Here is a 24,879-nt window from a genome sequence, read left to right as displayed (position 1 = left end):
ATTATAGTACACGAAAAAAGACAAACGGAGTTGTTTGTCTTTTCTATACTTCTACTTCATTATATCAACCTTTTGAAAAATTCGTTTGCACCTCTTGAATTGGCCAATATCGTAAATCGACTTTACCGACAACTGTATCAGCCTTCACAAAGCCAAAGTGTCTACTATCCCAGCTCCCAAGGCGGTTATCGCCTATTACAAAAATATGACCAGCTGGCACCACCTTTTCTTTCGTTAACTCTTCTAATGTAAAATCACCTGTTAGTTGCCTTCCATTTATCTCTTTCTTGTACTTCTCTAAATAAGGCTCATCAATAAATTGACCGTTTATATACAACTTATCATGCTTATATTCAATATGGTCTCCAGGTAAACCGATAATTCGCTTTACATAGTCTTCTTTTTTATTCGCATGAAAAACGACGACATCGAACCTGTTCAAGTCCCCCACTTGATAACTCACCTTATTTACAACGAGCATATTACCATCTTGCAATGTCGGCATCATTGACTTCCCCTCTACAACGTACGTTGAAAAGAAAAACGTTCGAAAAAATACAGCTAATAGTACACCAATTAAAATTGTTCGTATCCACTCTAGGCCTTCTTTTTTCAAAGTTTTCTTCATCCGCTTCTCCCCTTACCCTTTAATAATGAAGCTTGCATTTATAAAGTGAAACTTAATCGGTGGGGGTTTTGTTCATCCCGCACCGATCGGGCAGTTTGATCCCCACCTAACTTCTCTGCTTCAGCCGAATTTTTTGGAGGGAGTTTCACGGCCCTCAAATAGTGGGACAAAGAAGACTATTCTTAATGTAGTTCTAACTTTACTTCAATTCTTTTACCGACATACCATAAAATAAAAATAACAATCGCTACAATAACTGATTTCACCGGCTTATGAATAAACGACATTAAATCATGACCGATGTACGTTAAAATAAAAATCATCACAAGCTTTCCGAATGCGAGCGCAAGTCCGAACTGTTTTACGCTAATGCGAGATAAACCAGCTACAACGTTTATAAGCGCAGACGGTGTAAACGGAAAACAAAATATAACAAACACTGGCGCGAATCCTTTCCTTTCAATCCACCCCATTGCCTTCCGCACTTTCTCATGCTTATTTACAAAAGAAAAGAAACGGCTTCGTCCAAAATGGCGGATAATGAAAAAAACAAGCATAGCACCGATTACTGATCCAAGCCATGAATAAAGGAAACCCAGCCAAAATCCAAATGCAACAGCATTCGCTAGTACAAACACAATAAGTGGTAATGCTGGAATAAGTGCCTCTATCATCGGCAAACCGATGCCAAGAAGCGGTCCGAACGCCTTATAACTTTCAACAATATGATCCATATTTTCTGGTGAAAAATACTCTTTGATTGACTGAAAATCCATTCTACACTTTACCCCTTTACTCTAATTACTACCTCTACTGTATCATTGCTTTTCTGAAAGAGGAAATGGTAGATACGACATATGGAGATGTAATTATTAAGTTTCCATGTCCTTCATTAGAATTCCTTCATTATTTAGCTATGATAATCTTTCAATATTCGACAGGATATGAAGATAATTTAGACACTATACACAAATTGTAACTTAACGGTTACGTTTGATGAAAAAGCAGAAACTACAGAAAGTAATAATTCGTCTTTTTCAAAAAAATACCCTTACTGCACGTAAGGGTATTTCTACCTATATAGAAAGAAGTATCATGTATGCCACAAATATAAAATGATATATATTCACACGACATTAAATATATATAAGGAAATCACCATTATATTGTTCCATTAAAGAACAATATATTTGTACATCTCGCTCGTTTTATTTATGAATCTTACAGCGTAAACTGTATATATAATGAAATAAAAAAAAGGATGAGTTTCCTCATCCTTTTCCTCTCACACATCTTCTTCCCTAACAAAATACACTTTCTCATAAGCTGGTCTTAATGTTGATTCATCTCTTTTATCAATTTCTTTAAAACAAGGATTTCCTTGTTTCTTCTTTCGATCTTCATATTCTGTACGCAGTTTCGCTGTACGATTTTGTTGATTTTCAAAACTACTTTTTGATATTTCTAATTTCACAGCAAGGCCATTTATAAATCGAATAATAAGATTTCCATCTTTTAATTCTCGATTACTTTCGATATAAAAATGCGACAGCCACGCGCACTCTTTTCTAGAATAAGAATAAGTAGGGAAAAAATAAAGTTGATCTGTCGGACTGATTGCAATCGGTGCTTTATGTGTAATGTGCGTTAACTCTTTCGTTCCTTCTTTTCTGCCCAAAAAACTAGATCCATGCTTACGACAACTTCTCTCTATAATATCTAGAGGCTTTTGAAATACGAAAAAAGAATCTTCCATTTCAACAACTCGCGTAACAATTTTCTTTTCACTTAGAATAACAGGAAGTAAGGCCATTGTATTTTTAGTTACAACATAATTTTCGACATAGCGTTCTACTTTACTTTCCATATCCTATTATCTCCTTTTTTCATTTTCTATTTATATTAGCAGCTGCATATATAATTTTAGCACCTATGAAAAGGAAATAGGTAACAGGTTCCGCTTTTTTACAATTTTTTATCATTTATCAAACATTTGTTAAATTATTAAATAATAGTATGCACATTCACATATTAAAACCTATACACAAAGCATTTATACTAACTAAAAATACTTATAATTACTTCTTCTTTTCACAGCATTACAACAATTAACTTTGCTATAATTAAAAGACAAATCCAATATATGGAGGTTCTTTATGGAAGAAAAAGAGATTCAACCAACTATTCACATGAAAAACAGTAGCATTGTGATCGTGAAAAATTCAGCTAGTATTATATTCGGTTTATTTTTCATTCTGCTATTCTTCGCTAAACCATTTCGTAAATCGAAATGTCCTGAATGTAAAAAACGCGAGAAGAAAAAAGCAGGGATTGAAGAGTAAAAGGCCTTCCTTTTTGGAAAGCCTTTTACTCTTCTTCATTACCTCTATAAACGTCGAGTACAACTTCATTTACATATATCTCAACAACAAAAAAAGGATGGCATGAGCCATCCTTTTTTCCATCATCAACTATAAAATTATAGTTTGATTACGTTTTTAGCTTGAGGTCCACGGTTGCCTTCTTCGATTTCGAAGCTAACTTTTTGACCTTCTTCTAAAGATTTGAAACCTTCAGTTTCGATTGCAGAGAAATGTACGAATACATCGTTTTCGCCTGGAACTTCGATGAAACCGAAGCCTTTTTCGTTGTTAAACCATTTTACTTGTCCTGTTACTGCCATGATTATTTCCTCCTAAGAAAATACAAATTATTTTAGTCTTCCTGTATAAAAAAAGAATCCACACATTATCAAACACGAAACATAAACTAGTTCTCACATACTTTTTCTCGTTCGTTTTCGGCACTTGATAATATATGGATTGCTTAATTTAACTATTCAACTGACATCATCATAGCATACTTAAAATAAAATGTACAATCTTTTTTGAAAATAACTGACAAATTAAGTTGAGTATACGCTCACAAATATATTATATTAACATGTGCAAATTTCAATATTAAATAAACAAACACAACATTTGAATACGATTACATTTCTTTTTCCGAACTGTTAAAATATAATCATATAGTGTTTACTGGAGGGGATTTATTAGATGTCAAACTACACTAACGAAGAAAAGCTAACAGGGGGAAACGTCTCAAACGTATATCGTTCTGAAAATACTGTTCGGCGGGAATTAAAGCCAGACAGTACAAAAATTCATAAGCTATTACGTCATCTAGAAAACAAAGGATTTCATTATGCCCCAAAGTTTTTGGGCATAGATGAAAAAGATAGAGAGATTTTATCATTTATAGAAGGCGACGCAGGCAATTATCCTTTAAAAGAATACATGTGGTCTAATGATGTGCTGAAAGAAATCGCAAAGATGCTCCGTCTGTACCATGATGCTGTAAGTGACTTTCCGTTATTAGATGATTGGAAACCGATGGATCATACCCCACATAACATTGAGGTTTTATGCCACAATGATTTTGCTATATATAACATTATTTTCAATAATGAAAAGCCAGTCGGTATTATTGACTTTGACGTCGCTGCTCCTGGTCCAAGAATGTGGGATATCGCTTATACGCTTTATACTTGTGTACCTTTAAGTCGAGTGTATTATACAGAATCAGGAGAAGCCGTTCATTACGACTCATCGCAACACGCAGGTCGTATTAAAGAAAGAGTGAAGTTGTTTGCTCAGTCCTACGATAAAGATATGGACGAAGATTACTTCGAAATGGTGTTACTACGTTTAGAAGGGTTATGTACATATGTGAAAAGAAAAGCACAAGAAGGAGACGGAAATTTCCAAAGAATAATTGATGAAGGACATCTAGATCATTATGAAAAAGATATGACGTTTATTCGTAAGCATGGGAAAGAATGGATCTAATATTATTTCTATTTTTGTTAGTAAATATATTTTAAGTTGTGTTACATATATCCGAATAATCGTTCATATCGTTTCTTTTCCTACCGGAACTATCACATCACTATCAAGCTAAAATCTCGAGATACCCCCTAACGAAATTTTAGCTTTCTATAGTTATGTAAGAGAATTCAGCCCATTTTTTCGTTTCACAAAAATTTTATAATAATTAAAATCACATTATAAAAATATTATATTATAATGCAACTAGTTAAAGGGAAACTTTAATCAGTGGGGTTTTGTGCATCTCCCACGTAACTTCTTTGCTCCAGCCAACTTTTGAGGCGGGAGTCTTACTGCCGCAAATAGCGGGATAAAATTACAAGGCCGTTTGCCATGGGGGATTTACATACATGAAAAAGATTTTATTTTTGTTATTGGCTACTATTATTACGTTAACATACCTTCTAGTTTTTAATAAGACTATTGATTCTGAAATTAAAGGATTCCCTATACCTTATGAAGCTAAATTAATTCATACTACTGAGGAGATAGGTGAGTATGTATATAAAGGCGATTGTTTTGAATCAGGTTTATCTATATGGTATCAAATACATATAAAATTAAAGGGATGGGATAAAACTTTTGCAGAGGGTGGAATGAAAGTTTATGAGAAGGATAATAAAAAAGTAACCGTAATATATTTAACGGGAGAAGATGTTATCAGTTTATATAAAGAGTAATAAAAGGAAGGTGATCACTTAATTGTGATCACCTTCCTTTTATTTCGTAAACTGAGCTTCTTCTGTAGAACCTTTTAACGCTGTCGTTGATGAAGTACCGCCTGTAATGACTTGTGCTACTTCATCAAAATAACCTGTTCCTACTTCGCGTTGATGGCGAGTTGCAGAGTAACCGTGTTTCTCTGCTGCGAATTCCGCTTGTTGTAATTCAGAATATGCTGCCATACCACGGTCTTTATAGCCACGTGCTAATTCAAACATGCCGTAGTTTAATGAGTGGAATCCAGCAAGTGTTACGAACTGGAACTTGTAACCGTAAGATGCGATTTCTTTTTGGAAGCTCGCAATCGTTTTTTTATCTAATTTTTGTTTCCAGTTAAATGACGGTGAACAGTTATAAGCAAGTAATTTCCCTGGATATTTTTTATGGATTGCGTCTGCAAATCGTTTTGCATCTTCTAAATTTGGTTCAGACGTTTCACACCAAACGAGGTCTGCATACGGTGCATACGCTAAACCACGTGCAATTGCTTGATCCAGTCCTGCTTTCGTACGATAAAATCCTTCTGGTGTTCTTTCTCCTGTAATAAACGCTTTATCAACCGGATCGATATCACTCGTAATTAAATCGGCTGCATCTGCATCTGTTCTTGCAACGATAATTGTCGGCACTCCCATTACGTCCGCAGCAAGGCGTGCGGAAATTAAATTACGTACCGCTGTTTGTGTCGGCAGTAATACTTTTCCACCTAAATGTCCGCATTTTTTCTCTGAAGATAATTGATCTTCAAAGTGTACACCTGATGCACCCGCTTCAATCATACCTTTCATAAGCTCGAATACGTTTAATTGTCCGCCAAATCCAGCCTCTGCATCTGCTACAATCGGTACGAAATAATCTGTATCATCGCTTCCTTCCATATGCTGAATTTGATCCGCACGTTGAAGTGTTTGGTTAATTCGTTTTACTACAGCTGGTACGCTGTTCGCTGGATATAAGCTTTGGTCTGGATACATATGTCCAGAAAGGTTTGCATCAGCCGCTACTTGCCAACCACTTAAGTAAATTGCTTTTAATCCCGCTTTCACTTGTTGCATCGCTTGGTTTCCTGTTAATGCACCAAGTGCGTTAATATAATCTTCCGTATGAAGCGATGCCCAAAGCTTCTCAGCACCGCGGCGTGCTATTGTATGTTCAATATCAATCGAACCACGCAAACGAATTACATCTTCAGCTGAATACGGACGTGTTATTCCTTTCCATCTCGTATCTAATTCCCAGTTCTCTTGTAATTTATCGATTCTTTCGTTTTTCATTTATTCCATCCCCTTTTCACTTTATAAAATTTCATAACCCGGTAATGTTAAAAATGGTACGAACTCATCATTCCGAACGAGGTTTGTAAACAATGTTGTCGCCTCTTGGAATCTCCCTTTCTTAAAGGCTTCTTTACCAATCTCTCTTTCTATCTTTACTAATTCTTCTTCTTTCCATTCTTCCATTAATTCGAGCGTAATATTGCGGCCATCATTTAGCTTTCCGCCTTCATGACGAATCCATTGCCATATTTGTGCTCTGGAGATTTCCGCAGTTGCTGCATCTTCCATTAAGTTATAAATTGGCGCTGCTCCCCGTCCACTTAACCAAGATGCAATATATTGAATACCTACACTAATATTCGTGCGAAGACCTTCTTCTGTAATCGTTCCCACTGGTACTTCTAATAAATCTTTTTCTGTAACACGTATTTCTTCACGTTTCCTAAAAATTTGATTCGGCGTTTTCATAATGTGATTAAATACTTCCATTGCAACCGGTACAAGTCCCGGGTGGGCAACCCAAGTCCCATCATGACCGTCTAAAGCTTCACGCTCCTTATCAGCACGCACCTTTTCGAAAGCCGCTTCATTCGCTTCTGGATTATTTTTAATCGGAATTTGTGCTGCCATTCCTCCGATTGCTGGTGCATTACGGCGATGACATGTTTGAATTACTTTTAAAGAATACGCGCGCATAAACGGCGCCGTCATCGTGACTTGCGCTCTATCTGGCAGTAAAAATTCATTATGATTACGGAAACCCTTTAAGAAGCTGAAAATGTAATCCCATCTTCCGCAGTTTAAGCCAGCAGAATGATCTTTTAGCTCATACAAAATTTCATCCATTTCAAACGAAGCGTGAATCGTTTCCAATAGCACAGTCGCTTTAATTGTTCCGTTTGGAATACCGATGTATTTTTGAGCAAATACGAATACATCGTTCCATAATCTCGCTTCTAAATAACTTTCCATTTTCGGTAAGTAAAAGTACGGGCCACTTCCTTTTTCTAAAAGTGCCTTCGCATTATGGAAAAAATACAGACCAAAATCCACTAAGCTGCCGGACATATTTTTCCCATCAACTTGCATATGCTTTTCCTCTAAATGCCATCCTCTTGGACGCACAATGAGTACAGCTGTTTTATCATTTAATCTATATTCTTTTCCTTTATCATTTTTGTGTGAGATCGTTCCCTTTACTGCATCTCGTAAGTTAATTTGGCCTTCAATTGCATTTTCCCAAGTTGGTGAATTCGAATCTTCAAAATCCGCCATAAAAAGATGAGCTCCTGAATTTAAAGCGTTAATGACCATCTTTCTATCTACCGGCCCAGTAATCTCTACGCGGCGATCCTCTAAATCTTTCGGAAGCTTGGCGATTGTCCAATCCGTTTCACGTATGTGCTTTGTTTCTTCTAAAAACTTCGGAAACTCCCCTGCATCAATTCTTTTTTGTTTCTCTACACGTTTTTGTAATAGTTCTGTGCGGCGCTCATTGAAATTTTCATGTAGTTCCTTTAAAAAACTAAGCACCTCAGGTGTCAATATTTCGTTGTACGCTGGTAACATTTCTCCGGGCAATGTAACCCGTGAAGTTTGCGTCGACATATTAGCATCCCCTTCTTAAACTGTTTTATAACAGATTTGATTTTATGTTTTATATTATATAACAAATCTTCAGAAAAGGAAGTTTTTTTTGAAAATTCATTTCATTTTTTTTTGAAAACGCCGTTCTTTCGTGCTCTATTCCATACAAAAAAGGCTACTGTTATACAACAACGGCCTTTTCGTAACATCTTCCAAAATTAAAAATGAAATTATATCAAATACAACTTTACATTTCAGAGGTAGCACTTCCCTTCACCGATAGCTCCTTTTCTCTTCCTTTACGAAAAGTGAGTGCCATTCCTACAAAAATAAGGACAATCCCTGCAACTTGCATACTAGTCGGTCTAAATCCGGTAAAGACCGTATCTAACAAAATTGCAACAGCAGGATCTAAAAACACTAATACAGAAATAAGTCTCGTCGATAAATCTCTTAAACTGTCAAAAAACAAGTAATATACAAACCCAGTATGTATAAGTCCTGTTGCCGTTATCATCATCCAGTTCGTCTCTGTTAAACCTTGAAACTGTCCGAAATCCACAAATGGTAACAATAAAAATATACCTAAAAACGTTTGTACAAATGTCATCGCATATGCACTCGTATGCTTGATTCCTTTTCCTAATAAAGTCGTAAAAGCATAAAATAACGCTGCAAGTAGTGCCCATACCATTCCAGATGACATGAGTTTCTCGAGCGACACACTTCCATCTACTCCAGCTACTAAAACCGTGCCGAGGAAACAAATGACAATGGACATAACGGCAAACGCTGTTAGCCTCTCTTTAAATACGATACTCCCAATCATTAATACGATAATTGGAGCGAGATGATAGACAGAAATTGCAATTGTAATTGACATAACTTCAAACGCTTTAAATAGAAATACCCAGTTAAAAACGAGAAATACGCCGCACGCTAATATTTGCACAATCTCTTTTTTATTCCACTTTTCATTTTTATATTGTCCAGTCACTAACCAACATAACGCTAAAAATATAGTTGCACAAATACAACGAACAAATACTAATTCAAAAGACGGTAAACCTGTTTGGACAGAAAAAAATCCAATTGATCCGAAAATAGACATCGAAAGGATCATTTTTATAGTCGGCATTGATTTTTTATTGTACACCCTTTCTCTCCTCCTACAATCACTCTCTTATAAAACTAAAAATTCTAAAAACATTACTTATTATTATATATTACAATCAAAAAATTGTAAAAAACTAGAATATAACGAGTGACATCCACACAAAATTTTCATAATAAAAAATCATCCTTTTGTATTCCATAGGATGATTTTTTATACGTATTGAGAGGTCTATATATTTATAAAGACTTACATATACTCTACTATTTTTGAAGAGTAAATTGGGAAACTATTTGTTTTAGTCCTCCTGCTACGTTGTGCAGATGTTCAATTGAAGTCGAAATCTCTTGAACAGATTTTTCTTGCTGTTGAATAGACTCTTTTACCCTATCAGTTCGATCAGATGATCTTTGAGAAATTTGCGCCATATCTTCTGTAGAAGCAGAAATCTCCTCACTACTCGCTGCAATTTCATCTGTAGACATAGATACCGTTTGAATTTGCTCAGATACTTGCTGCACTTTTTCTGTAATAGTTCCAAATACTTTTTCTGTATGCATTACTACTTGTGTACCTGCCTGTACCTCATTATCTACTTTCCCCATCATATGTACCGTATGATTCGTTGTTCCCATAACTTGAGTAATAAGCTTCTCAATTTGTTTAGCAGAATCACTAGATTGTTCTGCTAATTTTCGTACTTCATCTGCCACAATTGCAAATCCTCTACCACTTTCTCCAGCACGTGCAGCCTCAATTGCGGCGTTTAATGCTAATAAGTTAATCTGAGAGGTAATACCTTGCATAACATCAATGATTTTAACAATTTCTTCTGATTGTTCTTTCATCGTCTCTACTTGTTTCACACCGCTATGTACTGAATTTTGGATTGTATCCATCTGCTGAATCATTTGTTTCATTAATTTGTTACCACTCTCTGCATCTAATGCTGATTGAGCAGACAATTCATTTACAGAGGATGATGTATTCACTATGCTCTGCATTCCTTGTGTCAACTCTTCCATCGCACCCGCAGTCTGTTCCATTGCTTGCATTTGGCTCTCTGCGCCATTGGCAACTTCTTCAATATCCATAGTGATTTTCTTTGCTGCACCGCTAGATACTTCTGATGCAGATACTACTCCGTCTGCATGTTGGAATAAAAGCTGAATATTATTCTCTACTTCTTGCATATTTGTTCTTAGCCCTGCAATCATCTCGTTAAAATCACTTACTAATATACCTAATTCATCTTTAGCATTATAATCACCATGTACAGTTAAATCTCCCTCTTTTGCTCTTTCCATCATACGACTAACCGTTTGTAAAGGAGCAACTATAAGCTGGCTAATAATATAACTTACTATACATATAATGATTGTAGTAACTACTGCAAGAATGATAAAGGTAATAACGGACCGATCTATCATTTTTTGAGAATCTTTAAATACTTGGTCAGCTAAGTTTGAAACATAAGTTTCTAAATCTACAGCATAACCAGCTAACTCTACTCCCTTCGGTTTTAAGTCCTTTTGAAATTCGTTTACCATTTGAGATTCATTTGTTCCCTTCGCTTTGTCAAACAACTTCTTATATGTCTCCATATAACTTGGCAAAGATTTCTTCATCTTCTGAAACAGCTCATCCTCTTGCTTACTTAAATTAACGCCATCATCATATTCTTTTAATAAAGAATCATATTTTTTAAGATCCTTTTCAACATTACTAATAATCCCTTCTTTATTTGTCTCCTCATTTTGTGACGTTGTAATTAATTCTAGTAAGTTATATTCTAGTGAATTTTGTGTACGAAGCATTCCTTCTAATATAACTGCAGAATTTTGATAATCATCTACTACAATCTCTGTATCGCGCTTAATCTTATTAATAGAATTAATTGCTACACAGCTCATAATTGTCATGCCCAAAACTGCTAATGAGATAAGTAAGAATAATTTATGTTTCACTTTTAAATTTTGTAAAAAATACATATTTCCACCTTTATTCCTTTATATATAGATTTTTAGAATTTTATAGCTTATTATTTACAAAATCTCAATAAAAAGCAATGATAAATATTCCCAATACCAAACTGATATTTCTATAAAAAAGAAGTAGCATAATCGCTACTTCTTGTTTTTTTGTTTCTCATATTGTTCAAACGTATGAATTCTTTCAAAAATTGGTGGATGTGTGTATAAGAAAAATTTTACTAACGCTGGTGGATTCACTTGACTTAAACTTGTTTTTGATAAATATTGAAAAGTTTTCACACCTGATTTCCCATCTTTCGTCATATTTAAAGCGTATTGATCGGCCGCGCGTTCTTCTATTCGTGAAACGTAGTTTGTTGCTGGTTGTGATGCAAAGGATAGTACAGAAGAAATTAAGAAAAATAAAGGTAAAATTGAAAAACATGCCATTTTGGAAATTTGCAGCGTATCTCCCCATTTTCGAATACACATATTTAAAATACGACTAATTACATACATACCTATAAACGATATGAAAATATAACTCGCAACGCCCCAATATATATGTTTCATTACGTAATGTCCCATTTCATGGGCCATAATAAATAAAATCTCTTTATCTTTTAATTGCTTAAGCGTTGTATCCCACATTACAATACGCGAGTTAAGGCCAATTCCTGTTACATATGCATTTAACGAATTCGTTTTTTCCGACATATTTACTTCATATACGTGTTTAGCAGGAATGTCAGCTTTGTCTGCCATCGCTAAAATTTTCGTTTCTAACTCTTTATTTTTCAGCGTCGAGAAGTCATTGTAAAGCGGATCAATAATAACAGGTTGCACGAACGTTAAGAAAATTGTAAACGGTACAGAGAGTGCCCATCCTGCTAGCCACCATCTCTTCGGAAATTTACGGATAAGCCATAAAAGAACTGTAACAATGAGTAACATCGTCGCATAATTAACCCAAAAATCGATAACGTGATCTTTTATCCAGCTTTGTGTACTTTGCGTGGAAATACCGTAATCAACGGACACTTTACGGCCGATCCATTGCATCGGTAATGCAAGAATGGTTGTCAGTAGTGATAAATAAAAGAAATAAATCGCAATTTGTAAGACATTTATTTTGGTCGTTTCCTTCGACCACTTCTCAAACTTTTTTGAAATACCGAGCACGAGTACAAATAATAAAATAATCCATTCAAGGGGCGTCGCTAAAAAGAAAAGTAAATTTTTCACGCGCGAATAATCTTGGCTTAGCGTAAGCTCTTTCGCATTCATAAAGGTTTCTGGATCTGCACTCGTTCCTTTATACATGTCCGGAATGAGTTCATGATTCCATCCAAATAAATACCAATATATAAATAACGCAAATCCAACGTACAAAAAAAGCGACCACCCAATAACTTTCCTCACGTTATTCCCTCCTCTATGCTGCCTGTCTATTATTATTGTAAGTTCGTACATGCTAAATTAGAACAAGCTAATTACGAGAATTGCTCGAGAGCCTTCTATTTACATAAAGTGAAACTTTAATCAGTGGGGGTTTTCTTCATCCCCCACTGATTATTAGCCTTCACCAATCGGGCTTTTACGGGCAGTTAATGCGGGATAAAAAAAACTCTTCTACATAAGAAGAGTTTCACCTATTTTTAGACACTTTCCTCGGTTCATAATTCGGAATAAGAAAAGCACTTACAAACCAGCACATTAAACCAGCGCCTTTTACATATTTTACATATTCATAGTCTTGAAAAAATAGCGTCGTTATAATAATCGTAAAAAAACCTACTAAAACAAATATATACCCTATTTGTTTCTTCGATAACATAAGTACTTATCCCCCTTAAGGCAGTACATCTATTAACAAACTGAAATCTTGTACAGAAAAAGAACTATATTTCATAATACCTTGTACAGCTAAAAGTAAAACAAGACCGATCACACACATATAGTTAACACTTTCGCCACCCTTTTTTTCAGTAACCATGCCACCACTTATACATAAGACCCCTAATAAATGGAGCGCTAAATACATGAAAAAGTAGGCTTCCTCCCAGCGGAGAATAACATTTACTGTCGTTATTAGCACTATGCTAAGTAAAATCAAATAAAAAAACTTATTTGATGATATTGTTTCATTCATATAATTTTATACATTCCTTTCAAATTTAGAATTAATGATGTCTCAAAGCTATAAAGTAAATGATTGTTTTCATACCATAAAACAAAAGGAAAGCTCCCATTACTTTCGCGAATACTTTATGAACCCGCACATACTTCTCTTCATTTTTTCTGAAGATACGCTTCATCATTGCTTCTAACATTAGACTGAATATTATTAAAATCCCTAATACAATAAGAAGAGAAATAATATTTTCTTTTAAATGAGTACTAGAAAATAAGTAATACTCCGGAAACACAATTGTATCTACTACAGGTTAAAAAGCCAATGACAAAAGCCTTTATCACACATATCTGTAATAGACGTAGCATCTATAATGTCTTTCAATATTTTTTCAATCGTTTTCTTCGTCTCATTTATCTCCCACTACATCTGCAAAACTCTCTACCTGCTCTGCGTATATAACTGGCACTTCTTTACTCCAGTATTTGCGGTTAACAAATAAAAAGATGAGTACTAAATTTAATCCTGTTATAAAAATAATCAGTCCTGGAAAGAACGTCGTATAGTTTGAGAAATCTGCAAAACTCATGATCTTCTCTCTACTTACTAGGAACGATGCACAAAGTACAAATGTATTATTTAACATATGTATCGCAATTGGCATGAGTAAGCTTTTCGTACGAATATATACGATTGATAATACGATACTAAATACGGCGGCACCGAGAAAATCGACATGTAATATCGCAAATAAAAGTGCCACTGCAATCATCGCTATACTCGTTCCCCATTTCGCAGCAAAGCGCTGAAGTAAAAATCCACGAAAAACAAATTCTCCAATAATAGGTGCGATAAATACAACCATAATAAATTGATATATATATCCCCCGGCACTATCTACAATCGGTTTGTGTAAAGCATTCATAATAAAATCTGGTGTAATCCATGCAAAGCTGTACATGTATAAAATCAGATACCCGTAACTGAACATGCACAACATAATCGTAATGTATATAACTTGCACCAAGTTAAATGTTTCATTTTTATTAAGAAATAATGAAAATGAAACACGGTGCTTTCTATACTCATAAAAAATCCATGCAATCGGAAGGATATAAAATATAAGTATATTTATAAAAGATGAATTTTGTATATGAAATGTACTTTCTAGCAATTTTTCACTACTTCTCGCTACTAAAATTAATAGTGCAAATACAATTAAAAAATATCTAGCTCGCATCATTTGAAACGGATTCACACTCATCTCCTCCCCTATGTTACTTTTATCATATCATTTGATTCTTAATTTTTTATAAAAGAAAACCTTAAATTTTCCTTAAAAATTCCATATGTTACAAAAAGATGATATGATATTCGAGGAAATTAAGGGGGATTCTTATGTATCAAGCAAATATATTACTCGTCGATGATGAAACAGCAATTTTACAACTACTAACTACCATTCTTGAAAAAGAAGGTTTTTCTCATATTACAACTGCAACATCAGCTGAATTAGCTTTATCTCTCATCGAACAAAACAATTACGATTTAATTATTTTAGATGTCATGCTTCCTGGACAATCTGGTTTTGATATTTGTCCAATTATTCGCCAACAAACAGATTGTCCGATTTTCTTCCTATCAGCGAAGGCATCTGATCTAGATAAAATATCTGGATTTTCATACGGTGCAGATGATTATATTACGAAGCCATTTAATCCATTAGAAGTCGTAGCTCGTATGAAAGCACAACTTCGAAGACATATGAAACAAACCGTACCACACGAACAAAAAGCACACTCCATTTCATTTGGGAGATTTGAAATTGATCAACATTCCGCAGAACTTACAGTAAATGGACACGTTGTCGAATGTTCCGCTCAACTGTTTCAACTACTACTCTTCTTTTGTGAGAATCCGAACTACGTATTTTCGAAAGAAGAAATATACGAAAAAGTTTGGGGAGCACCCGCCTATAATGGCGATGACAATACTGTTATGGTCCACATTCGAAAGCTACGCGAAAAAATTGAACAAGACCCAAGTAAACCAGAATACATAAAAACTGTTCGCGGACTTGGCTATAAGTTCGTTACAAAGTAGGGTGACAATATGAATCTTAATAAACGACTTATCATCCAATTTATACTGCAACACGTTTTTGTTTTAGTTACATTACTTATTGCTGTAGTCGCTGCTTTCACTTATTTAATTTTTCTTGTTACTAGTATTTCATACGAACCTAATATTCCGGATTCTGATAGTTTTACAATTTCAAGATATATCTCTTCAGAAGATGGCGATATTACGTTAAAAAAGGAAGTAAAAGATTTAATTAAAGAGAAAAATGATTGGATTCAGATTGTAGAAGAAAACGGCAAAGTCCTCTATCAATTTAATACACCAAGTGATGTCCCAACTTCTTATACGAAAACATCTTTACTCGCACATATACAGAATCATATAGAAAGCCCTTATACATTTACATATTGGGAAATTGAAGTAGAAGAAAAGAACGTACTTGTTATTTATGGCGGTATGTTAAAAAGTAATGCATTACTAAAAACAATTCAGAAAGAACACCCTTCTGTTTCTACAGATTCGTTCACATTAACGGAACAAGAAAAACAGTTACTCTCTAAAGAAAAAGCAACAATGCAAATATTTAATCATAATGGCGAAGAGGTTTTTTCCTATCCGACTGGAAAGAAAAAAACACTTTCAACAATACAGACTGCTCTTAACGAAAAAGAACCGTGGAATCATAAAGAAAACACGTCTAGCTTTTACGATGCAAATAGCGGTCAGCTTCTCGTCATTACCGCAAAAAATGAACGCTACTATCCAGATGATGAAATTGAGGATATATTTACTAAGAAGTTTCTAATCGGATGTGGATTAATCCTTCTTATCGTCTTTGTTTATTTAGTCATTCTATCTATTTGGTACGGAAATAAGTTTGGGAAACCGTTACTACACGCAATGCGTTGGCTTAAAAATATCGCTGGTGGAAAATATGAAGAGCCTGTTAGTAAAAAAGGAAAACCAGTTCGATTCAGGCGATCTGGTAAAGAAAAATGGTCATTTCGCTTATTTAGAGATGTTACTAGCTCACTAGAGCACCTTTCAATTACACTCAAAAAAAATGATGCGATGAGGCAAGTACTGCAGCAAACACGTGAAGAATGGATTACCGGTCTAACGCACGATTTAAAAACACCACTTAGCTCTATATATGGCTACGCATTATTACTAGAATCAAAGCAGTATAACTGGACTGATCGTGACATTCAGCAATTCGGCAGCGTTATGAAAGAGAAATCTCAATATATGACTACACTAATTGACGATTTAAGCTTAACGTATCAATTAAAAAACAATAGCCTTCCTGCCCAGCACGTAAACATTGAAATGAATCAATTCGTCCAAAAAGTATTATTACAATTTATTAATAATCCGACACTGCAAAATCAAAATATTGAATTCGTACCGAGCTCAAATAAAATTCAATATTTCATTGAAGAAAAATGGTTCCAGCGTATTATCGAAAACTTACTAGCAAACGCTGTGAAACATAATAATGAAACGACAAACGTAATCGTAAAGCTTTCGCAGGATGTAAATTCATTTACACTATCTATTTCAGATAACGGAAAAGGAATGGACGATAAAACGAAAGAACTTCTATTCGAGCGATATTACAGAGGAACGAATACAGAAGAAAGCAACATCGGAACTGGACTTGGTCTCGCCATTACGAAACAGCTCGTTCATGCCCATAACGGGACAATTTCTATTGATAGTGAACTCGGGAAAGGAACGACGATTGTTCTTGTATTTCCGTTTCGTTCGTAGGAAAGGCGCTATGTGGCGTCTTTTCTCTTTTGGAGTGATTTTTTGGTAAATGAAATTATATCGCGTGTCTTTTATCAGTGGTTCGTCGGTAAAAGAAATTATATCGGCGATTTTCTAAATATATCGGCGCAACTCGAAATATATCAGCGATTTTTCAAATATATCGACCGCAACTCGAAATATATCAGCGATTTTCCAGATATATCGATTTGTCGACAAAAATCATCAAATATAGCAATCTATATGATAAGAGGATCTGTATTTCATACTTCTTACAAAAAACAATTCAATATTCTCCCCGTATTACGGATAAAAAAGCGAACCTCTCTGGTTCGCTTTTCCCCTATTATTTCTTCTTCACTGGTAGCCAAAGTTCAATTTGAGCAAACTCACTTTTATCTGCATGGGAACGCTCATCATATAGTTCAAACTCTGTAACGCCGCAATGTTCATATCCTGAATGCGGGAACCATTCTGAGAATACTGCATTCCACGTTTGATGAATAGACGACACCATTTCTGCATGAGGAACTTTCGGTGTTGTAAATACGGCATATGTTGCTGCTGGGAATGTACGCTTTGCAATTTCATTTGGTACATTTTCAAAGCCTGTAACTTCCATTCCGATAATATAAGTGAAGTCCCCTGTTTCTAAATTAAAATCAGTACATAATCCAAGCTCTACCCATTGACTCGTATCTTTACGATTCGGAATTGTCGTTCCAAGATCTTTTTGTAAATATTCTTGCCAAAATGTTGGAATGTCTTGATGGTTTTTTCCTTCTTTACTTGTCGTCTTCAGTTCATAACCTGCCATTAAAAATTCTGGTTTATTTACAATACGATATTCCATTTGTATGCCCCCTAAATACGGATTTAATTTTCTTTGTTTTACATTCACACTGTAATACATCGGTGTTTCAATTTCTTGTTTTCGATATTCACTCGGTGTCATTTGAAATAATTTTTTAAAGGCTCTCGTGAACGTTTCGTGAGATTGAAAGCCATGCTCAAATGCGATATCAATAACTTTTTCATCCGTATGAGAAAGTTGATAAGCTGCCCGGGCTAACCTCCTCTTTCGAACATACTCCATTACCGTATCACCTACTAACGCCTGAAATACACGATGAAAATGCGACTCAGAAAAACCTGCAATGCGAGCTAAATTACGCAGCGTCTGTTTTTCCATTACATCTTCCTCAATATAATCAATGGACCTTTGAATTTGTGTTTCATAGCTTTCCATCTCTGTTCACCCGCCTTATATGTATTATGATAAAAGAGAATCCTATCCAATTCTTGACGTTTTTTACTATAATTTTAAAAACAAATGTAACTTTTTTATATGTATTTCGTTGTTATGTATGAAGGGAGGGAAATTAGTGAAACGCAAACAATCATTAGAAGACATTTATTCAGATCATATGCATGATTTATTTCGCTATCTTCTCTCCCTAACCGGAGATTCCCACTACGCGGAAGATCTTATGCAAGAAACATTTTACCGAATGCTCGTCCATATTGACTATTACAAAGGAGAAGAAATTAGACCTTGGTTATTTACAATTGCCTACAACGCCTTTATCGATTGGTATCGAAAAGAAAAGAAAAGAAATATAAAACAACTGAAGTTGCAGAATTCCATTTACCAAACGTGCCAAGTACAGAACATGCATATTTCGTAAAACATGAGATTACTAGTTGGTTAGACCGTTTATCCTCACTTCCGCTCGAAAGACGAAACGTGCTGCTACTACGAGATTACTACGGATTCTCTTATAAGGAAATAGCAGAAATGACCGGTCTCTCATTAGCGAAAGTGAAAATTGAATTACACCGCGGACGAAAAGAAGCAAAAAGCATAAAGGAGTGATACAGATGGGTTGTGCAGAGTTTAAAAAACTATGGGAAAAGTACGAAAACGGAACGCTCACGCATGATGAACAAGAGCAGTTAGAAAGTCATATAGAAACTTGTGCAGAATGTGAAGCTCATTTAGATGAATTGCTTACGAAGAGTGAACCCGTAAAGAAAAAATTACCGCCAAAAAATCTTAAAGTTCCTTTTTGGAGAATTAAGTGGAAACATCGGTTACAAACGTTTGGTTTTATATTATCCATTTGCATCGTTATATATATAATCGGCGGGGTATTATCAGCCTTTTATTTTCAAGCTAATAATGATAAAAGGCTAGAAGAAATTAGAGAGGTTCCTTCACTTGCACTTGAAGCAACGATCCCAAATAGCCGCGTTATGGGGGGCGGAACAAGTGTAGAAGCTTTTTTCCGTACGAACAGCAGCTTTGATTTAGTAAGAACCGTCGGTAAAAAAGAAATGCCACTCGGTACAGTAGAAACAAAAAGCTTCTTATCATCTGTAGATGTCACGAAACAAACTTGGATGAATCCGTTCTATCAACCAAAGCTTTTCTTTGTTCATCCTAAAACAAAGCAGGGTGATGATCTAAAGGATTCCTCAAAAAAAGTATGGGATACACTTGCAAAAGTACATGATGGCACGGTTGCAGAAGCAGCAATTTCTTTTGATAAAGCTTACACTTTAAAAGAATTAGAACCGCTTTTATATAGCATATTTGAAGCACAAGAACTCCCCCCAACTCCTGTATGGTACGCTTTAGATACAGGACAAGAAAGAAAAAATGCAGAAGACTATATCCTCCATGGCGGAGAAACTATAGGATTTCCAGAACATGTAAGATTCCTCGGTAATGAAACTGACAGGCAGAAAACGCAAGAAGACAAAGTAATCGAAATGATGCGCGTCCTTTCTACCCATAAAAAAACGGTAAGCAAAATAGCTGCGCTTCCAGAAAACGAACTAAACTTAGATAAACGTTATCAATATGTAAAAGATAACGGCGTAAAAGTATATGGCATTGTCATTACCGGCCCGTCGAAAGAATTATTAAAATTACAAAACTCCCCGCACGTACGTTATGCGACTCTTGGAGATATTGAGATGTGGAATTGGTTTGATAATTAACAGGAAAGAAGTAGAGCATCCAAAAGTGATGCTCTACTTCTTTTTAATTAGAAATCACTTTCACATACATCCCTCTCACCGATTTTTCATAAGCGATATCGCTCATCTCTCTTATTTTTTCTGATACGACAGTTGACTGAACGATTTTCCCTTCACGAAGTAATGGCGGATCAATAAGACGGACTTTATTTTTCTGATGTAAATCATACTCACTTCTATCTTCTCTTACTTTTACATTTGGATGGACTTTTCTTAATAAAGCATGTATTTCTGAATCGTTACATAGCTGCAATTTTACTATAAGCTCATGATCTTCAAGAAGAAAATCCTCTGCATGAATAACTTGTTTATGAAGAGCTAACTTTAACGTCTTAGCTAACATATCATTTCCGTAAATATTAGTTGGTTGCATAAAGAAATCGATTACTTCTTTGTAATACGTTTCTGTAAACCATTCTGCCATTTTGATATTTTGAAGAACCATTTTCCCATCTACTTCGATGACATCCGATAAAAAATTGTGAACTTCTTCTAAAGAAACATATCCGTATGTATACATATCTCGTAATGTGTAATCCACCCGGTCTGCACATAATTCCGGCGCGGATCTTTCCAGTAACGTCCACTTCGAATCATCTAACAAAATATCTTCATAGTTATAACCATACTTTGAAAGAATTGCTGGAATTTCTGAGTTTTTCACAACAGAACTAAATATCTCTTCATGATAACTTTCATTCATATTATCAAAAACGTAATCTATTACATGAGAAAAAGTAGTATGTGATACGTCATGCAGTAAACCAGCAATCTGTTCTTCTACCGAACCACCTAGTTTTTTTATTAACAACATAACACCAACTGAATGATTAAATCGCGTTACATTCCATTTCTCATTCATTAAGTAACTTGCTCCGGCTTGATGAATCCCCTTCAACCTTTGCACTGGTTTACTTAAAATTAATTCTTCTAACACTTGATCTACTTCAAATTCTCCGTATAGTACATCTGATATGATCACTTACAGTCCCCCTTTTCAAGCAGAGTCTTTTTATAATATCTCTTTTTTAAAGAAGAGTAAATATACTATTCTGTCATTCCAATATGAACGTTCTGTTTTCAAAAAAGCGGTCCTCTATTCTCATCAAGTTAAATCATAAAAATTAAAATATTCCCACAGTTCTTCTTTTTTGTTTTAATAGATTCATAAATGCATATTCATTTAAAAACAGAAATAATTTGAAATCGCTTCACCATTATAGTATGAAAGGTCGGATAACTATGGATAGTTATTTTCCAAAAGCGGGGAAGCTCATTGGTGGAATCATTATACTTCTTATTTTACTTTCATCTCTTTGGCTTATATGGATCGGAGAAACAAACATTCGTTACAGTGGGGATCATACGGGCACACTGCCTTTTTGGAACAAATGGATTCCTGTTATTGTCGGTATACTCCTTGTTCGTTTCTTACCATCTCATCATAAAAACTATAATCCCCTTCAACAATTTGAACTAAGGCGCATCATAATTCAAACTGTTATTTTATTCTCGAGTGGTTCCCTCTTCACGATTTGTCTCCTCACCACGAACTTTGAAGGAATGACATTACAATTGTGGTTTATGATATTTAAAATTATTTTATTATTATTCACTCCATTCATGCTTCTTTTGTTTTATAAAAGTAACCCCGAAAAAGAACGACAAAAGCCTGTAAAATCAACGGGAGGTAATAGATGGTATCGGTTTACACCACTTATTGTCATTATAGTCTGGGGTTACTTCAACTTCTTTTCTACATTCTCTACACCATTTGTTTCAGCGAGAATGGAACCCACGATTTTAATCTTAATTTTACTTGTAGGATTTCTTATAAATAGTGTACTGGAAGAGCTTTTTTATAGAGTTTGGTTGCAAACACGTTTGGAACTATTACTAGGTACTTGGCCGGCTATACTTCTTACATCATTGTTATGGGCAAGCTGGCATATTGCATTACACGGCTCTGGTCATTGGGATATTGATACAGCTACGGTCATTGTGAACCATGGTATCGTAGGTCTATTCCTTGGATATTTGTGGGCGCGTTATCGCAAGGTATGGGTAATTATTATTGTTCATGGATTAATTAATGCACATCCACAACAACTAATTGAGATTATATTCAAGTAAAGGTCGCGATTACGAAATAAAAAATAAAAGGGATTATACATATTAATCATGTATAATCCCTTTTATTTAACCTTATTCAAACGTAACTTCTACCTGCACAATCTCCGACCTACTACCAAGTCTAAGCGGCGGTCCCCAAAATCCGAATCCAGAAGAAACAATTGCGTGGAATGCGCCTTTTTGTGCGTATCCCCAGTCTAGCTCGTACATTCTTCTCGTTACAATATGATTTGGTGCCATTTGTCCGCGGTGCGTGTGACCGGATAATAATAAGTCTACACCTGCCGCTGCTGCTTGTTTTAACTCAAATGGCTGGTGATCCATTGCTATAACAGGCATCGATTTATCCACTATATTCATAAGTTGTTCAAAGCTTTGGCGATCTCGCTCTGTTTTATCTCTTCTTCCAACGAGATAAAAGTCATCTTTAATTGTGATCACTTCATCTAAAAGAATACGAATATCAATCTTATCCATCTCTTGTAAAAACTCTGGAACCGCTCTGCCGTAGTATTCATGGTTTCCTAAAACACCATATACGCCTAATGGAGCTTTCATTTGTTTCATAATATGACCCATGTTTTTTTGAATAAATACCCCTGGATGATCATCGATAATATCCCCTGGCAGTAAAATAATATCAGGCTGCATTTCATTTACGTGACGGACAAGTCTTTTTAAATGCGAAACACCAGACAGTTTACCGAAATGCATATCAGAAGCCATCGCAATACGTAAACTTTTGCGGCCCTTCACCTTTTTCGGTATGTGCACTTCATATTTTCTTACTACCGGACTATACGCATTAAATACTCCATATGCAAAGATAAAGATAAACGCAGCTAACACAGCCGCCCCTGTCCAAATAATTGCTGTTTCTTTCTCAACCGAAAACTGTAAAAGAAAGACTGTTATATCAGCTAACGGCAATAACATAAGGGCGTATTGTATGACTGCAAACCAAATTGAACCAATCGTTCGAAGGAATGGGAGAAACTTAAACACTTGCACGAGAATATACGCATAAGAAATAAATCCGACTACGAAAGCATAATACCCCCAGGACTCCCAGCCAAATACTGCATGAAGCCAAACCCATCCGTTCCAGCCGATGTAAAACATAAGTAGCGTGTATATAATTAACATAGTAAATATATTGAAATAACGAAGATTCTTCACAGCTAGCCTCCTTATTGATTTCTTCTATTATAACTTGTTATGCACGTTTAACGTAAATATTAAGCACAGCAATCTTCACAATAAAAACATTGATAAGCACATCGTTTTAAAATTTTTAGGAACTGCTGTAATGGGCATTTTAGAATCTTACGTGTTAGGTGAAATTGATAATGATATTGAATATGTTGCGATGCAGGTTGGGTTGGAAACAACGTAAAAGATGTTGATCAAAAAACATTTAATAAATCATTTACACTAGATTGAAAGAATAAAAAATTAGTAGAGAAAAAATAAAGAAAACCGAACCGCCACTTAGATGACGGTTCGGTTTTTAAAGTTCATTACCTTACTTTCAACAATTGAGCTAGCTCTTTAAGACTCCCTCTCAAAGAAAGTTCGTTATTTATGTTAAAATATTGCGAGTAAGTTTCTGTCCTTAACGATTTTATCACGTATTAAACAAAATCATTTAAAAACGAAGAAAGGATGGTACTAACATGGAAAACTTATCAGATTTACATAAAGAGGAATCAATAAAATCCTTACAGTCCACAATCCGTAAACTCGAAAGTGCCTTGTCACAAATGACTCAGAAAGGCTCAAATACTACGTTAGTAAAGAAACGCCTTCAGGCAGCTTGTATCGGCTTAGCAATGCTAGAGAGTGTTTGGAATCAAAAACCTCATCATTACAACCAGGAAGATTTAGCAGCAGCTCGCAATGTTCTTACCGGTTTGCTTCCATCAATTGAAAAAATTTACGTTAAGTCAAAGGTTGGTAGTCCTCAAAGAACTCTTTTAGAAAGAAGGATTAAATCGTTGGAACTTGCTATTCAAGCGATTAATAACACTTCTAATGAGTAACTTTTCCAACTAAAAAGTGGCAGGTGCTTTCATTCATTAAGAACAAAACAACTGTAAAGAGCCTTACTACAAACGTGTAGCAAGGCTTTTATTTCGAGCTTTATTATTTATAAGTACAATTATAAGCAGATTAATTTATCGTCTTAAACCCATTGTACTCATCCTTTTATTGATAACAATTATCAATAAATATCAAAAATAATAAACACCCCATCAAATGATGAATGTTTATTTATTACACAAATATGCTTTACGATCATTTTTAAATAATAAATAGTGCGCTGTATGAACTTTCCTCTCCAAATAATCAATTGAATACGTACCAGATGGATCTACTAAATCACCAATTGCTCCTGAAAGCTGGTCAATTACTTTCTGCAGTGTTTCTAAGTTTTTCTTCTCATTTTCAGCGTTCATTTCATCCATAATGTCACAAATAAGATATTGCACTCGCCGCAAACGTAATTCCTTCTGCTCCATG

At 35.0% G+C, this 24,879-nt stretch carries 25 protein-coding genes and 3 pseudogenes; 10 read left to right on the top strand and 18 right to left on the bottom strand.

The window, feature by feature from the left end; translation table 11 throughout:
* Nucleotides 1-64 precede the first annotated feature (64 nt).
* From lepB to JDS92_RS09755, 3 genes are all read right to left on the bottom strand, one after another.
* A complete protein-coding gene (gene lepB / locus JDS92_RS09765; protein WP_000751914.1) occupies nt 65-628 on the bottom strand; it encodes a signal peptidase I in 564 nt (187 codons plus the stop codon).
* Nucleotides 629-810: 182 nt separating this feature from the next.
* The gene (locus tag JDS92_RS09760; RefSeq protein ID WP_000347508.1) at nt 811-1,404 is read right to left on the bottom strand and encodes a TVP38/TMEM64 family protein; all 594 of its coding nucleotides are present in this window, start codon (nt 1,402-1,404) and stop codon (nt 811-813) included.
* A 509-nt stretch (nt 1,405-1,913) separates the two neighbouring features.
* Nucleotides 1,914-2,495 carry a competence protein ComK gene (locus JDS92_RS09755; RefSeq protein WP_000444437.1) on the bottom strand — a complete coding sequence of 194 codons (582 nt, stop codon included), beginning with the start codon at nt 2,493-2,495 and terminating at the stop codon, nt 1,914-1,916.
* A 289-nt stretch (nt 2,496-2,784) separates the two neighbouring features.
* On the opposite strand from JDS92_RS09755, the gene JDS92_RS09750 reads away from it, so the two are divergent.
* A complete protein-coding gene (locus tag JDS92_RS09750; protein WP_097958861.1) occupies nt 2,785-2,970 on the top strand; it encodes a hypothetical protein in 186 nt (61 codons plus the stop codon).
* A gap of 137 nt (nt 2,971-3,107) precedes the next feature.
* Here JDS92_RS09750 and cspA read toward each other — a convergent pair whose 3' ends face one another.
* The gene (cspA, locus tag JDS92_RS09745; RefSeq protein WP_000301522.1) at nt 3,108-3,311 is read right to left on the bottom strand and encodes an RNA chaperone/antiterminator CspA; all 204 of its coding nucleotides are present in this window, start codon (nt 3,309-3,311) and stop codon (nt 3,108-3,110) included.
* A 373-nt stretch (nt 3,312-3,684) separates the two neighbouring features.
* On the opposite strand from cspA, the gene JDS92_RS09740 reads away from it, so the two are divergent.
* Both JDS92_RS09740 and JDS92_RS09735 read left to right on the top strand, forming a co-directional pair.
* Nucleotides 3,685-4,476, top strand: coding sequence for a phosphotransferase (locus JDS92_RS09740; protein WP_199631882.1), 792 nt, complete (start codon nt 3,685-3,687; stop codon nt 4,474-4,476).
* 389 nt (nt 4,477-4,865) lie between these two features.
* The gene (locus JDS92_RS09735; RefSeq protein ID WP_000721808.1) at nt 4,866-5,195 is read left to right on the top strand and encodes a hypothetical protein; all 330 of its coding nucleotides are present in this window, start codon (nt 4,866-4,868) and stop codon (nt 5,193-5,195) included.
* Nucleotides 5,196-5,234: 39 nt separating this feature from the next.
* On the opposite strand, the gene aceA is transcribed toward JDS92_RS09735, so the two are convergent.
* The 10 genes and pseudogenes from aceA to JDS92_RS09690 all read right to left on the bottom strand — a co-directional run bounded on the left by aceA (nt 5,235) and on the right by JDS92_RS09690 (nt 14,581).
* Entirely contained in the window at nt 5,235-6,512 is a 1,278-nt protein-coding gene (gene aceA, locus JDS92_RS09730) for an isocitrate lyase (RefSeq protein ID WP_199631881.1), read from the bottom strand.
* Nucleotides 6,513-6,533: 21 nt separating this feature from the next.
* Complete coding sequence (gene aceB, locus JDS92_RS09725; protein ID WP_097953201.1) at nt 6,534-8,123, bottom strand: malate synthase A; 1,590 nt, start codon at nt 8,121-8,123, stop codon at nt 6,534-6,536.
* 226 nt (nt 8,124-8,349) lie between these two features.
* Nucleotides 8,350-9,258, bottom strand: a complete 909-nt coding sequence (locus JDS92_RS09720) for a DMT family transporter (RefSeq protein WP_097958854.1) — start codon at nt 9,256-9,258, stop codon at nt 8,350-8,352.
* A 221-nt stretch (nt 9,259-9,479) separates the two neighbouring features.
* Nucleotides 9,480-10,271, bottom strand: coding sequence for a methyl-accepting chemotaxis protein (locus JDS92_RS31695; protein ID WP_404841128.1), 792 nt, complete (start codon nt 10,269-10,271; stop codon nt 9,480-9,482).
* Nucleotides 10,272-10,427: 156 nt separating this feature from the next.
* Nucleotides 10,428-11,207, bottom strand: a pseudogene (locus tag JDS92_RS31690) (MCP four helix bundle domain-containing protein); the annotation flags it as partial.
* Between the two features lie 135 nt (nt 11,208-11,342).
* Complete coding sequence (locus JDS92_RS09710; protein ID WP_199631879.1) at nt 11,343-12,611, bottom strand: M48 family metallopeptidase; 1,269 nt, start codon at nt 12,609-12,611, stop codon at nt 11,343-11,345.
* Nucleotides 12,612-12,837: 226 nt separating this feature from the next.
* Nucleotides 12,838-13,026 carry a hypothetical protein gene (locus tag JDS92_RS09705; RefSeq protein ID WP_000949414.1) on the bottom strand — a complete coding sequence of 63 codons (189 nt, stop codon included), beginning with the start codon at nt 13,024-13,026 and terminating at the stop codon, nt 12,838-12,840.
* 15 nt (nt 13,027-13,041) lie between these two features.
* Nucleotides 13,042-13,341, bottom strand: a complete 300-nt coding sequence (locus JDS92_RS09700; RefSeq protein ID WP_002093819.1) for a hypothetical protein — start codon at nt 13,339-13,341, stop codon at nt 13,042-13,044.
* A 31-nt stretch (nt 13,342-13,372) separates the two neighbouring features.
* Nucleotides 13,373-13,671 (bottom strand): annotated as a pseudogene (locus JDS92_RS09695) (malate synthase).
* A 61-nt stretch (nt 13,672-13,732) separates the two neighbouring features.
* The gene (locus JDS92_RS09690; RefSeq protein WP_001067942.1) at nt 13,733-14,581 is read right to left on the bottom strand and encodes a CPBP family intramembrane glutamic endopeptidase; all 849 of its coding nucleotides are present in this window, start codon (nt 14,579-14,581) and stop codon (nt 13,733-13,735) included.
* Between the two features lie 140 nt (nt 14,582-14,721).
* On the opposite strand from JDS92_RS09690, the gene JDS92_RS09685 reads away from it, so the two are divergent.
* Both JDS92_RS09685 and JDS92_RS09680 read left to right on the top strand, forming a co-directional pair.
* The gene (locus JDS92_RS09685) at nt 14,722-15,426 is read left to right on the top strand and encodes a response regulator transcription factor (RefSeq protein WP_000283866.1); all 705 of its coding nucleotides are present in this window, start codon (nt 14,722-14,724) and stop codon (nt 15,424-15,426) included.
* 9 nt (nt 15,427-15,435) lie between these two features.
* A complete protein-coding gene (locus JDS92_RS09680) occupies nt 15,436-17,178 on the top strand; it encodes an ATP-binding response regulator (RefSeq protein WP_199631877.1) in 1,743 nt (580 codons plus the stop codon).
* Nucleotides 17,179-17,524: 346 nt separating this feature from the next.
* On the opposite strand, the gene JDS92_RS09675 is transcribed toward JDS92_RS09680, so the two are convergent.
* On the bottom strand, nt 17,525-18,427 hold the full coding sequence (locus JDS92_RS09675; RefSeq protein WP_098711137.1) for an AraC family transcriptional regulator: 903 nt from the start codon (nt 18,425-18,427) through the stop codon (nt 17,525-17,527).
* 136 nt (nt 18,428-18,563) lie between these two features.
* On the opposite strand from JDS92_RS09675, the pseudogene JDS92_RS09670 reads away from it, so the two are divergent.
* Nucleotides 18,564-19,054 (top strand): annotated as a pseudogene (locus JDS92_RS09670) (RNA polymerase sigma factor).
* Nucleotides 19,055-19,059: 5 nt separating this feature from the next.
* The gene (locus JDS92_RS09665) at nt 19,060-20,184 is read left to right on the top strand and encodes an anti-sigma factor (RefSeq protein ID WP_098138339.1); all 1,125 of its coding nucleotides are present in this window, start codon (nt 19,060-19,062) and stop codon (nt 20,182-20,184) included.
* A 43-nt stretch (nt 20,185-20,227) separates the two neighbouring features.
* On the opposite strand, the gene JDS92_RS09660 is transcribed toward JDS92_RS09665, so the two are convergent.
* Entirely contained in the window at nt 20,228-21,205 is a 978-nt protein-coding gene (locus tag JDS92_RS09660; protein ID WP_199631876.1) for an HD domain-containing protein, read from the bottom strand.
* A gap of 260 nt (nt 21,206-21,465) precedes the next feature.
* On the opposite strand from JDS92_RS09660, the gene JDS92_RS09655 reads away from it, so the two are divergent.
* A complete protein-coding gene (locus tag JDS92_RS09655) occupies nt 21,466-22,356 on the top strand; it encodes a CPBP family intramembrane glutamic endopeptidase (RefSeq protein ID WP_000378921.1) in 891 nt (296 codons plus the stop codon).
* A gap of 72 nt (nt 22,357-22,428) precedes the next feature.
* Here the strand turns inward: JDS92_RS09655 and JDS92_RS09650 are convergent, their stop codons facing one another.
* A complete protein-coding gene (locus JDS92_RS09650; protein ID WP_199631875.1) occupies nt 22,429-23,535 on the bottom strand; it encodes a metallophosphoesterase in 1,107 nt (368 codons plus the stop codon).
* 34 nt (nt 23,536-23,569) lie between these two features.
* Here JDS92_RS09650 and JDS92_RS09645 point away from each other — a divergent pair, with 34 nt between their 5' ends.
* Both JDS92_RS09645 and JDS92_RS09640 read left to right on the top strand, forming a co-directional pair.
* Nucleotides 23,570-23,752, top strand: a complete 183-nt coding sequence (locus JDS92_RS09645) for a hypothetical protein (RefSeq protein WP_002042824.1) — start codon at nt 23,570-23,572, stop codon at nt 23,750-23,752.
* 280 nt (nt 23,753-24,032) lie between these two features.
* The gene (locus JDS92_RS09640; RefSeq protein ID WP_199631874.1) at nt 24,033-24,398 is read left to right on the top strand and encodes a hypothetical protein; all 366 of its coding nucleotides are present in this window, start codon (nt 24,033-24,035) and stop codon (nt 24,396-24,398) included.
* 228 nt (nt 24,399-24,626) lie between these two features.
* Here JDS92_RS09640 and JDS92_RS09635 read toward each other — a convergent pair whose 3' ends face one another.
* Nucleotides 24,627-24,878, bottom strand: coding sequence for a hypothetical protein (locus JDS92_RS09635; RefSeq protein WP_000435466.1), 252 nt, complete (start codon nt 24,876-24,878; stop codon nt 24,627-24,629).
* Between the last annotated feature and the right edge of the window lies 1 nt (nt 24,879).

The sequence above is a fragment of the Bacillus cereus group sp. N12 genome (genome assembly GCF_016483575.1).
In the GTDB taxonomy this organism is placed as follows: domain Bacteria; phylum Bacillota; class Bacilli; order Bacillales; family Bacillaceae_G; genus Bacillus_A; species Bacillus_A toyonensis.
Note: the sequence above shows the minus strand (reverse complement) of the source record. Positions and strands in the feature narration are given on the sequence as shown.